This is a genomic window from Streptomyces endophyticus (assembly GCF_035798155.1).
Taxonomy (GTDB): Bacteria; Actinomycetota; Actinomycetes; order Streptomycetales; family Streptomycetaceae; genus Streptomyces; species Streptomyces endophyticus.
Window position 1 is genome coordinate 144885 of record NZ_JAOZYC010000035.1, and the last position, 11173, is coordinate 156057.

Sequence of the window (11173 nt, forward strand, 5' to 3'; positions counted from 1 at the left end):
GGCATGAAGACACCGGACGCCGACGGTTTCCTCGCCGAGCAGCTGCTGCGGCTCACCCGCCGCCTGCAGCGCATACAGCGGCGCCAGCTGGAGCCCGTCGGGATCACGCCCGCACAGTCCCGGCTGCTGCGCATGCTGGTGCACTACGAGACGCCGCCGCGCATGGCCGATCTGGCGGAGCGCCTCGAGGTGGTCCCCCGCGCCGTGACGACGACGGTGGACGGCCTGGAGGCGGCCGATCTGGTGCGCCGCGCGCCCGACCCTACGAACCGCCGGGTGATCCGGATCGAGCTCACCGACAAGGGGCGGGCCGCTCTGCGGGAGCTGCGCAGCGCGCGCCGCGCGGCGGCAGAGGAGATCCTGGCCCCATTGGACAAGGAGCAGCGAGCGCAGCTGACGGTGTTGCTCAACACGCTGTTCGGGTCCCCGCACGACCGCGACTGCTGAGCGAGGAGAGGCCATGCCGCTGCTGGAGCCGAAGCCGGAAGCCCTGCGTCCCGGATCCCGCTCGTCGGGACCGGCGCCCGACCGGGTCGCGGACCGGCAGGCCGGTGGCACCCAGGAGCCGCTGCGCTCGGAGCTGACGCGGCTGCTCGGCGCGGACAAGGTGCTCACCAAGATCTCGGACCTGGTGCGCTACGCGTCGGACGCCAGCCCCTACCGCTTCGTGCCGCAGGTCGTGGTGGTCGCCGAGGACATCGACGACGTGTCGGCGGTGCTCTCCTACGCGCACGGCAAGGGCCGCGAGGTCGTCTTCCGCGCGGCGGGCACGTCGCTGAACGGGCAGGCGCAGGGCGAGGACATCCTCGTCGACGTCCGCAAGTTCTGGGCGGGCATCGAGGTGCTCGACGACGGTTCGCGCGCGCGGATCGCCCCCGGCACCACGATCGTGCGCGCGAACGCCACGCTCGCGCGGCACGGGCGCGTGCTCGGCCCCGACCCCGCGAGCGCGATCGCCTGCACGGTGGGCGGCGTGGTGGCGAACAACGCGTCGGGGATGACGGCGGGCACGACGCGGAACTCGTACCGGACGGTCTCCTCCCTCACCTTCGTACTGCCGTCCGGCACCGTCGTCGACACCGGCGACCCGCGCGCGGACGAGGATCTGACGCATGCCGAACCGGCGCTCTGCGAGGCCCTGTTGGCGATCAAGCGGGAGATCGAGGAGGACGCGGAGCTCGCCCGCAGGATCCGCGCCAAGTACGAGATCAAGAACACGAACGGGTACCGTCTGGACGCCTTCCTCGACGGCGGGACGCCGGTGCAGATCATGCGCGGCCTGATGGTGGGCTCGGAGGGCACCTTCGGGTTCATCTCCGAAGTCGTCTTCGACACCCTGCCGTTGGACCGGAACGTGTCGACGGCGCTGCTGTTCTTCCCCTCCCTGCCCGCGGCCGCCGCGGCGGTGCCGGTGTTCAACGAGGCCGGCGCCCTGGCCGTGGAGCTGATGGACGGCAATACGCTGCGCGCCTCGGTCAGCGTGCAGGGCGTGCCGCAGGACTGGGCGGCGCTGCCCAAGGAGACGGCGGCGCTGCTCGTGGAGTTCCGCGCCCCGGACGAGGCCGCGCAGGCCGCCTTCGAGCAGGCGGCCGCGAAGGCCCTCGAAGGCCTCGAACTCGTCGCGCCCGTCGCCTCGGTGACCAATGAGTTCACGCGGGACGCGAAGACGATCGGGGGCTACTGGAAGGCGCGCAAGGCGTTCGTGACGGCGGTCGGCGGCTCGCGCCCTTCGGGCACGACGCTGATCACGGAGGACTTCGCGGTGCCGCCCTCACGGCTCGCGGAGGCGTGCGAGGAACTGCTCGAACTACAGACGCGGCACGGTTTCGACGCCGCGGTGGCGGGCCACGCGGCGCACGGCAATCTGCACTTCCTCCTGGCGTTCGACGCGGGCAAGCCGGAGGACGTCGACCGGTACGCGGCGTTCATGGACGAGTTCTGCCGCCTCACGGTCGAGCGGTTCGACGGCTCCCTGAAGGCGGAGCACGCGACGGGCCGCAATATCGCCCCCTTCCTGGAGCTCGAATGGGGCGCCAAGGCCACGGAGTTGATGTGGCGCACCAAGCAGGTCATCGACCCGGACGGGGTGCTCGCGCCGCGCATCGTGCTCGACCGCGACCCGAAGGCCCATCTGCGGGGCCTCAAGACGATCCCCAAGGTGGAGCTGATCGCCGACCCGTGCATCGAGTGCGGCTTCTGCGAACCCACGTGCCCCAGTGAGGACTTGACGACCACGCCGCGCCAGCGGATCGTGCTGCGCCGCGAGATGATGCGCCAGCCGTCCGGTTCACCGGTCGAGGACGAGCTGATCGACGCCTACGGGTACGACGCCGTGGACACCTGCGCCGGTGACTCCACGTGCAAGCTGGCCTGCCCGGTCGGCATCGACACGGGGGCGTTCATGAAGACGTTCCGGCGCGCCCGGCACTCGCCGCGCGAGGAGCGGACGGCCGCGCTCGTCGCGAAGAACTTCAAGGCGGTGGAGGCCTCGGCGCGGCTCGCCGTGGCGGCGGCCGACAAGATCGGCGACCGTCTCCTCACTGCCGTGACGGGGGCCGCGCGCAAGGCGATCCGGCCGGACCTGGTGCCCGAGTGGCTGCCGGAGGTACCTGCCGCGGCGGCCCGGAAACTACCGCGCACCGCGCGCGTGGGGGCCACGGCCGTCTACTACCCGGCCTGCGTGAACCGCATTTTCGGCACCCCCGGCGACGTATCGCTGCCTCAGGCCGTTGTCGCGGTCTCCGCGCGCGCGGGCCAGCCGGTGTGGATCCCGGACAATGTGGCCGGGACGTGCTGCGCCACGATCTGGCACTCCAAGGGCTACGACGAGGGCAACACCGTGATGGCGAACCGGATCGTCGAAGCGGCCTGGGCCTGGACCGGGGGCGGCCGGCTGCCCCTCGTGGTGGACGCCTCCTCGTGCACGCTGGGCATCGCGCACGAGGTGGTGCCGTATCTCACCGACGACAACCGGGAGTTGCACGCGGAGCTGACCATCGTGGACTCCCTGGTGTGGGCCGCGGAGGAGCTGCTGCCGCGGCTCACCGTCGAGCGCACGATCGGCTCCGCCGTGCTGCACCCGACGTGCTCCATGGAACACCTGGGCGACGTGGGCCAGTTGAGAGCCGTGGCCGAGGCGTGCGCCGACGAGGTGGTGCTGCCTGACGACGCGGGCTGCTGCGGCTTCGCGGGCGACCGCGGCATGCTCCACAAGGAGCTGACCGAGTCCGCCACGGCGAAGGAAGCCGCGGAGGTCACGTCCCGCGCGTACGACGCCCATCTGTCGGCGAACCGAATGTGCGAGGTCGGCATGGACCATGCGACGGGCCGCTCGTACTACTCGGTGCTGGTCGAGCTGGAGCGGGCGACGCGCCCCGGCGCGGCCCGCGCGTGAGGGCTCGTCACATGAGTCCAAAGGCCCGATGACAGAAGTCCAACCACCCGTCCGCTTCGACCTCTTGCGCCCCTGCTCTCACTCCCAGCAGGGTGGCTTGCGTTTGCCCCGGCACCGCACCCACCCTGTTGGAGGTCCGATGCACGACAACGAGCGCAGCCCTCTCGACTCTCCCGAACCCGATGGCCACTCCCGCCGCGAGGTGCTGCGCAACGCGGGTGCCGCCGGCGCCGCCGGCCTCGGGCTCGTCGCGCTGGGGTCGAGCGTGCCGGCACAGGCCGCGGAGGCTTCCGGCGCCGGTGGCTCCGGGGCGGCCGAGGCCACCACCGCGGCGGCACCTGCCCGGCAGGGCGACACGATGATCGGGGTACCGTTCGAGCGCCGGTCCACGGTCCGGGTCGGCATCGTCGGCCTCGGCAACCGCGGCGGCAGCATGATCGACCTCTTCCTGGCGATCCCGGGCGTCCAGGTCGTCGCCGTGTGCGACCCGGTCAAGGACAAGACCGCCAAGGCGGCGGCGAAGGTGACGGCGGCGGGCCAGCCCGCGCCCGCCACCTACGTCAAGGGCGATCACGACTTCGAGAACCTGTGCAAGCGCGGGGACATCGACTTCGTGTACGTGGCGACGCCGTGGGACTGGCACTTCGAGATGGCGAAGACGGCGATGCTGAACGGAAAGCACGTCGGCGTCGAGTGTCCCGTCTCGCTCCAACTGGACCAGCTGTGGGAGCTGGTGGACCTGTCCGAGCGCACCCGAAGACACTGTATGCAGCTGGAGAACTGCTGCTACGGGCGCAACGAGATGCGCGTCCTGCGGATGGCCCACGCGGGCAAGTTCGGTGAGCTGCTGCACGGCGCCGGCGCGTACAACCACGACCTGCGCGGCCTGATGTTCGACCCGGACTACTACGAGGGTCCGTGGCGCCGGCTGTGGCACACGCGGCTGCGCGGCGACCTCTACCCGAACCACGGCTTCGGTCCGGTCGCGAACTACATGGACATCAACCGCGGCGACCGCGTCACCCACATCTCCAGCTTCGGCACCCCCGCCCTCGGCCTGGCCGAGTACCGCGAGGAGCACATGCCCAAGGGCGATCCGAGCTGGAAGGAGACGTACATCGAGTCGGACCGGACCATCAGCCTGGTCCAGACGGCGAAGGGCCGTGTGATCCGCCTGGAGCACGACGTCAGCACCCCGCACCCGTACTCGCGGATCAACCAACTCGGCGGTACGAAGGGTGTGTTCGAGGACTACCCGGCGCGGATCTACATAGAGCCCGACCACACGAACGACGCCTGGGGCGACTTCGCGAAGTACGCCGACTGGGACCACTGGCTGTGGAAGGAGCACGCGAACCCGCCGGGCGGGCACGGCGGCATGGACTACATCATGGTGTTCCGCCTGATGCAGACGATGCGCCTCGGGCTCGTCCCGGATTTCGACGTGTACGACGCCGTCACCTGGACCTCGCCGGTTCCGCTGAGCCACCTCTCGATCAAGGCGAAGGGCGCGCCGCAGCAGATCCCCGACTTCACGCGCGGCGGATGGCGCAAGGCGCGCGGCGGCGTCAACTCGGAGAAGCCGAGCGAGACCTGAGCACGCGGTGGGGGCGCGGGCCGGACCGTGCCCCCACCGATCGGCCGGGCGCTGCCGCCGCGCGGCTCACGAGTTGAGCTCGGCCTTGTCGCCCATCACGACCACCGGGTGCTGCTTCGGGTCGAGCGTCTTGAGCAGGTACTCCATGTCGCCCTTCGACTGGCTCACGCACGCCGAGGTGCCGCTGCCGTGGTCCATGTGCAGCCAGATGCTGCCGCCCTTGGACTGGCCCTGCGGCCGGGTCGGGTCGTTGGGCGGCGTGCCCTTGGCGCGGTTGTAGTCGATGGCGATGACGTAGTCGAAGTCGTGCCAGTGCGACTTCGCCCAGTAGTGCGGGGCCTGGATCGACGCCGACTGCGTGTACGGCAGCTTCGCCCCCGGGTCGGCGAGGACACCGCCGGCGTCGCTGAGCGTGAAGACACCGACGGGGCTGCGCTTGTCGCCCTCGTGGTGGCTCGTCGTCCAGCCCTTCTTGCCGTTGTGCCCGGCCCAGCTTCGCTGCTTCTTCCAGGTGTCGCCGGACTTGGTGTAGAGGGCGATGGTGGAGCCCGCCGCGTCCTTGCCGTCGCCGTACACGGCCACGACCTGCCGGGCGTTCGCCGGGATCTGCTTCTGGTAGCGGCCGCCCACCCCCGGGATGCGCTCCAGGTCTGCCGCGCGCGCCTCGGTTCCCCGGGACTCACCGCCCGAGGAGTTCGCCCCCGCCGTGGCCTTCTTCCCGCTGTCGCCGCCGTCGGCGCCGCAGGCGGCCACCGTCGTCAGCAGGACACCGCACGCCGCCATCGCGACGCCCGCCCTGATCGCACCCGCACTCCGCATGCGTTCCATGGTCGCACCACAGGTCGCGAACCGCGGGACCGACTCCGATCACGACGGTCGATCCGGCCCGATTCTTTGCCCGGCGCCGTAAAACCGTTTGCCTCGGCTCGCCACGGGACGCGAACCTTTCACGGTTTGCTGCCGTTGAGTCCGCTTCTTCGATCCACCCCGCTTCGAGCCCTGGGACGTCATGCAGATCTCCGACCTTCCGTATCCAGACCCGGGTGTGCCGGACGCACGCTCGGGGCCCCGGTTCCTGCTCTGGCTCGGCCGGAACCAGCTCGGTGGGCAGGCCAAGTCCCTTGTCTGGGGCCTGATCCACTTCGTCTCCGTCGCCGGCCTCGCGTACGGGGTCGGCTACGCGGTGCAGGCGGTCGTCGACCGCTCCGGCTCCGGTCTCGCCAAGGCCGGCGCACTGATCGTGCTGCTCGGCATCGGCGTCGCGGTCGGAGACACGATGCTGCACCGCACGTCCGTCACGAACTGGATCACCGCCGCCGCCCGCGTCCAGCAGCTCCTCGCCCGCAAGACCGCGACGCTCGGCGCCGCCCTCACCCGGCGGGTCGCCGCGGGCGAGGTCGTCGCGGTGTCCACCGGCGACGTGGAGAAGATCGGCTGGTTCGTCGAGGCGCTCTCCCGCTTCACCGCCGCCGCACTCACCGTCGTCATCGCCGCCGTGGGACTCCTGATCTACCAGCCCGCGCTCGGTGTCGTCGTCGCGCTCGGCATGCCGGTCCTGGCGCTCGCCGTGCTGCCGCTGCTCCCCCGCGCCACCCGGCGCGCGGACCACCAGCGGGAGAAGGCGGGCCATGCCACCGAACTCGCCTCGGACACCGTCGCGGGCCTGCGCGTGCTGCGCGGCATCGGCGGCGAGGAACTGTTCCTCGACCGCTACCGCCGCGCCTCGCAGGATGTGCGCCGGGCCGCCGTGCGCAGCGCGCGTATGTGGGCGCTGATCTCCGCGATCCAGGTTCTCCTTCCCGGCCTGCTGACGATCGTGCTGGTCTGGTACGGCGTCGCCCTCGCGCGCGAGGGCCGGATCACGGTCGGTGAGCTGGTCACCGTCTACAGCGGGGTGATGCTCCTGAATTACCCGCTGCGCCACTTCGAAGAGATCGCCATGGCGTACTCGTTCTCCCGGCCGTCCGCGCAGCGCGCGTCCCGGGTGCTGGCCCTGGAGCGCATCACGGAACCGGAGGGCGGGCTGCGCGAGGCGAAGGCGCCGGTCGGCGACCTGTACGACCCGGCGACCGGTGTGCTGGCGCCCGCGGGGCGGCTCACCGCCGTGGTGTGCGGCGACCCGGATCTGGCGGGGCGCCTGGCCGACCGGCTCGGCGGGCACCCCGCTTCCGCCACCGACGACGACGCGGGCGAGGCGGCGCCGTCCGTCCTGCTCGACGGCGTACCGCTCGACGGACTGCCGCTGGATGTCGCCCGGACGGCCGTGCTCGTCCAGGACAAGGACCCGGTGCTGCTCTCCGGCACCCTCGCCGAGCTCCTCGACGTACCGGCCTCCGCGGGCGTCACGCCCGACGAGGCGCTGGCCGCCGCCCAGTGTTCCGACGTGCTGGGCGCCCTCACCCAGGGCGCCCCGGACGAGGACCCGATGACCGCCCGCATCACCGAACGCGGCCGATCCCTCTCCGGTGGCCAGCGCCAGCGCCTCGCCCTGGCCCGCTCGCTGGTGACCGACCCGGAGACGCTGGTGCTCGACGAGCCGACGTCCGCCGTCGACTCGCACACCGAGGCCCGCATCGCCCAGGGCGTGCGCGCGCTGCGCAGCGGCCGCACGACCGTGGTGCTGACCTCGTCGCCGCTGGTCCTGGACCGCGCCGACCGTGTGGTGTTCGTCCACGGGGGCGAGGTCGCCGCGGTCGGCGAGCATCGTGAACTGGTGCGTACCGAGGCCCGGTACCGCGCGGTCGTCACCCGCGAGACCGACGAGGAGCAGGCCTCCCCCGGCGCCGAACCGCGCCCCGGCAAGAGCGGCAAGCACCCCGGCGCCGCCACCGGCACCGGCATCAGCACCGATATCGAGATCGAGGAGACGGCATGATCGGCGTAGCGCCACCGGCCTACGACCCGGCGGCCCCCACCACGGCGCACACCCTGCCGGTCGGCGCCCCGGCCACGGTCCGCGCCTATGTGCGTGAGCTGTACCAGCGCCACCGGCGCGAGTTCCTCCTGCTCATCGGCGTGAACACGGTCGCCGTCATCGCGTCGATGGCCGGCCCGTACCTGCTCGGCGGACTGATCCAGGACGTCTCCGAGGGCCCGGGCGGCGCCGGCTCCGTCGAAGGGCCCCAACTGGCCCGCACCATCGGCCTGTTCGCGCTCGCCCTGGTGGTCCAGGCCGTGTTCATCCGGCAGGTGCGGCTGCGCGGGGCCATGCTCGGCGAGCGGATGCTGGCGGATCTGCGGGAGGACTTCCTGGTGCGGTCCGTGGGCCTGCCGCCCGGCGTCCTGGAGCGGGCGGGCACGGGCGACCTGCTGTCCCGGATCACCACGGACATCGACCGGCTCGCGAACGCGATGCGGGAGGCCGTGCCCCAACTGTCCATCGGTGTCGTGTGGGTGGTGCTGCTCGTCGGCGGACTCGCGGTGACCGCGCCGCCGCTGGCGCCCGCGCTGCTCATCGCGGTGCCGGTCCTGGTGCTCGGCTGCCGCTGGTACTTCAAGCGGGCGCCGTCGGCGTACCGCTCGGAGGCCGCCGGGTACGCGGCCGTCGCCGCCGCGCTCGCCGAGACCGTGGACGCCGGGCGCACCGTCGAGGCGCACCGGCTCGGCGACCGCCGCATCGAGCTGTCGGAACGGCGCATCAAGGAGTGGACCGCGTGGGAGCGCTACACCCTCTATCTGCGCTCCGCCTTCTTCCCGGTGATCAACACCGTGCACGTCCTGGTGCTGCTGTCGGTGCTGGTGGTCGGTGGCGTCTTCGTCCTCCAGGGCTGGATCGGCGTGGGGCAGCTGACCACGAGTGCGCTCATCGCGCAGATGCTGGTGGATCCGATCGGCCTGATCCTGCGCTGGTACGACGAGCTTCAGGTCGCCCAGGTGTCGCTGGCCCGGCTCGTGGGTGTGCGGGACATCGAGCCGGACGCGGGCGACGCCTCCGTGCGGCCCGACGGCCGTGATGTCCAGGCCGACGCGGTGCACTTCGGCTACCGCGAGGGCGTCGACGTGCTGCGCGAGGTGTCGCTGGAGGTCGCGCCCGGCACGCGGCTCGCCCTCGTCGGTCCCTCGGGCGCGGGCAAGTCGACGCTCGGGCGGCTGCTCGCCGGGATCTACGCCCCGCGCACCGGGCAGGTCACGCTGGGCGGCGCGGAACTCTCGCGGATGCAGGCCGAGCGGGTGCGCTCCCATGTGGCGCTGGTCAACCAGGAGCACCACGTCTTCGTGGGCTCCCTGCGCGACAACCTCCGCCTGGCCCGCACGGGCGCAGGGGACGCGGAGCTGTGGGCCGCCCTCGGCGCGGTCGACGCCGACGGGTGGGCCGGTGGCCTCGCCGACGGCCTCGACACGGAGGTCGGCTCGGGCGGGGTCGCCCTCACCCCGGCGCAGGCGCAGCAGATCGCGCTGGCCCGGCTGGTGCTCGCCGACCCGCACACGCTGGTCCTCGACGAGGCGACCTCGCTGCTCGACCCGCGCGCGGCCCGCAACCTGGAGCGCTCGCTCAGCCGGGTACTCGACGGGCGCACGGTCGTGGCCATCGCGCACCGGCTGCACACCGCCCACGACGCGGACGTGATCGCCGTGGTCGAGGACGGCCGGATCCGCGAACTCGGCAGCCACGACGACCTGGTCGCGGCCGACGGCGCGTACGCGGCGCTGTGGCGGTCCTGGCACGGCTGACGTGCCGACGGCGGCGGTCGGGAGCCCTCTCTTAGGCGCGGCTCCCGGCCGGCGTCGCCTCAGTAGCCGTTGCCACCACTGTCGTTGTCCTCCCCGCTGCCCCCTGGCGGGGCCTTCTTGATCGCATTGCCGTGGGAGTCGAGGACGTACCAGATCTGGTCGATGCCCTGCCCCTTCGTGTCCCCCGCCTTGTGATCGTCGGCGTAGTAGTAGAGCGGGTGTCCGGCGTACGTCGCCTGCGCTGTGCCGTTCCCCTTCGTCGTGGCGATGAGGTTCGACTGGATCCCGGCGCCAGCCTTGGGCTTGCCCTCCATGTGCGGCCATTCCTTGACGCACTTCGCGTCGCACTTCATGGAGTTGCTGTTCTTGCCGTCGCTGGTGAACAGGTAGAGCGTGCGTCCCTTGCCGTCGACGAGGATCTTGCCCAGCGGCGAGTCGCTCGTGCTCAAAGTGGAGGCGTCCTTGGCCGCGGGCGTGCCGCCGCCCGAACTGCCGCCACCATCCGAGCCGCCACCACCCCCGCAGCCCGCCAGTCCGAAGGCCGCCACGAGCGCGAACCCGGCCACGCCGATCCTGAAGTTCTTCATGGTCACTCCGTCCCTTCTCGCGGAGGTTGTACGAACGCGGGACGCCGATGGATTGCGCCACCCGACGGAACACGGACGCTGCGTGCAATCCCTTCACCTCTCTCGTACGTATAAGGGGGCGTGGAACTGTTCTCGCGGGCGGATCGCGCCGACGACGCCTCGCTCGTCGCCGGCTTCGCCCTGGGCGACGAGCAGGCGGCCGTCGCCTTCGTACGCCGCTTCCAGGACGCGGTGTACGGCCTCGCCCTGTCGGTCACCCGCGACTCCGCTCTGGCCGAGGACGTGAGCCAGGAGGTGTTCGTCCGGGCCTGGCGGGCCGCGGGCAGCTACGACGCCCGCCGCGCCTCGGCCCTCACCTGGCTGCTGACGATCACGCGCAACGCCGCCATCGACGCCGTACGCGCCCGCAGGCCCGTGCCGATGCTGGCCGAGACGTTGGAGCGGCTGCTCGATGTGACGCTGCAGAGCGAGAGCCCGGAACGCCTCGCACTGGTCTCGCTCGAGAGCGAACGTGCCGTGCGACGGCTGCGCGCCCTGCCGGTCGAGCAGGCCCGCGCGGTCGCCCTGGCGGTGCTCGGCGGGTGCACGGCGCAGGAGGTGGGCCGGCACGAGGGCATCCCGCTCGGCACCGCCAAGACCCGGATCCGGACCGGCCTGCGGAGGCTGCGTGAGGCGTCGAAGGAGGAGAGCCGCGATGGCACGCCACCCCGATGAGGACGAGCTGATCGCCCTCGCCCTCGGGACGCTCCCCGGTGGGCAGGACGAGCTGCTGCGCCACCTCTCCCTGTGCTCGACCTGCCGCTCGGCATACGACGACCTGGCGGCGGCCGTCGACAGCGTGCTGCCCGCGGCGCCCGCGCTCGCCGCCCCGGCGGGGTTCGACGCACGGGTCCTGGAACGCCTCGACGTGCACCGGCCCGCGCC

General features: G+C 72.0%; 8 protein-coding genes and 1 pseudogene. 7 read left to right on the plus strand and 2 right to left on the minus strand.

Annotated elements, in window-relative coordinates; genetic code table 11:
• Positions 1-3: 3 nt before the first annotated feature.
• The 3 genes from OKJ99_RS06800 (at position 4) to OKJ99_RS06810 (ending at position 4991) form a co-directional block, all read left to right on the plus strand.
• The gene (locus tag OKJ99_RS06800) at positions 4-447 is read left to right on the plus strand and encodes a MarR family winged helix-turn-helix transcriptional regulator (RefSeq protein WP_326014868.1); all 444 of its coding nucleotides are present in this window, start codon (positions 4-6) and stop codon (positions 445-447) included.
• Between the two features lie 13 nt (positions 448-460).
• Positions 461-3394 (plus strand): FAD-binding and (Fe-S)-binding domain-containing protein, encoded by a 2934-nt coding sequence (locus OKJ99_RS06805; RefSeq protein ID WP_326014869.1) that lies wholly within the window; start codon positions 461-463, stop codon positions 3392-3394.
• A gap of 139 nt (positions 3395-3533) precedes the next feature.
• On the plus strand, positions 3534-4991 hold the full coding sequence (locus OKJ99_RS06810; protein WP_326014870.1) for a Gfo/Idh/MocA family protein: 1458 nt from the start codon (positions 3534-3536) through the stop codon (positions 4989-4991).
• Between the two features lie 66 nt (positions 4992-5057).
• Here OKJ99_RS06810 and OKJ99_RS06815 read toward each other — a convergent pair whose 3' ends face one another.
• A complete protein-coding gene (locus OKJ99_RS06815; protein WP_326014872.1) occupies positions 5058-5810 on the minus strand; it encodes a L,D-transpeptidase family protein in 753 nt (250 codons plus the stop codon).
• Positions 5811-6000: 190 nt separating this feature from the next.
• Between OKJ99_RS06815 and OKJ99_RS06820 the strand changes: the two genes are divergently transcribed.
• Together OKJ99_RS06820 and OKJ99_RS06825 are read left to right on the plus strand one after the other, a co-directional pair.
• On the plus strand, positions 6001-7866 hold the full coding sequence (locus OKJ99_RS06820) for an ABC transporter ATP-binding protein (protein WP_326014873.1): 1866 nt from the start codon (positions 6001-6003) through the stop codon (positions 7864-7866).
• Positions 7863-9662: an ABC transporter ATP-binding protein gene (locus OKJ99_RS06825; protein WP_326014875.1), complete on the plus strand. Its 1800-nt coding sequence runs from the start codon at positions 7863-7865 to the stop codon at positions 9660-9662. Before OKJ99_RS06820 ends, OKJ99_RS06825 begins: the two co-directional genes overlap by 4 nt.
• Positions 9663-9721: 59 nt before the next feature.
• On the opposite strand, the gene OKJ99_RS06830 is transcribed toward OKJ99_RS06825, so the two are convergent.
• Complete coding sequence (locus OKJ99_RS06830) at positions 9722-10249, minus strand: COG4315 family predicted lipoprotein (RefSeq protein ID WP_326014876.1); 528 nt, start codon at positions 10247-10249, stop codon at positions 9722-9724.
• A gap of 120 nt (positions 10250-10369) precedes the next feature.
• Between OKJ99_RS06830 and OKJ99_RS06835 the strand changes: the two genes are divergently transcribed.
• Positions 10370-10963 carry an RNA polymerase sigma factor gene (locus OKJ99_RS06835; protein ID WP_326014877.1) on the plus strand — a complete coding sequence of 198 codons (594 nt, stop codon included), beginning with the start codon at positions 10370-10372 and terminating at the stop codon, positions 10961-10963.
• Positions 10944-11173, plus strand: a pseudogene (locus OKJ99_RS06840) (hypothetical protein); the annotation flags it as partial. The gene OKJ99_RS06835 and the pseudogene OKJ99_RS06840, both read left to right, overlap by 20 nt.

Bases quoted from the DNA above. Each gene is read 5' to 3' on its own strand.
- OKJ99_RS06815 (WP_326014872.1), bottom strand. From the start codon at position 5,810: ATGCGGAGTGCGGGTGCGATCAGGGCGGGCGTCGCGATGGCGGCGTGC.
- OKJ99_RS06830 (WP_326014876.1), bottom strand. From the start codon at position 10,249: ATGAAGAACTTCAGGATCGGCGTGGCCGGGTTCGCGCTCGTGGCGGCC.
- OKJ99_RS06810 (WP_326014870.1), top strand. From the start codon at position 3,534: ATGCACGACAACGAGCGCAGCCCTCTCGACTCTCCCGAACCCGATGGC.
- OKJ99_RS06820 (WP_326014873.1), top strand. From the start codon at position 6,001: ATGCAGATCTCCGACCTTCCGTATCCAGACCCGGGTGTGCCGGACGCA.
- OKJ99_RS06825 (WP_326014875.1), top strand. From the start codon at position 7,863: ATGATCGGCGTAGCGCCACCGGCCTACGACCCGGCGGCCCCCACCACG.
- OKJ99_RS06805 (WP_326014869.1), top strand. From the start codon at position 461: ATGCCGCTGCTGGAGCCGAAGCCGGAAGCCCTGCGTCCCGGATCCCGC.
- OKJ99_RS06800 (WP_326014868.1), top strand. From the start codon at position 4: ATGAAGACACCGGACGCCGACGGTTTCCTCGCCGAGCAGCTGCTGCGG.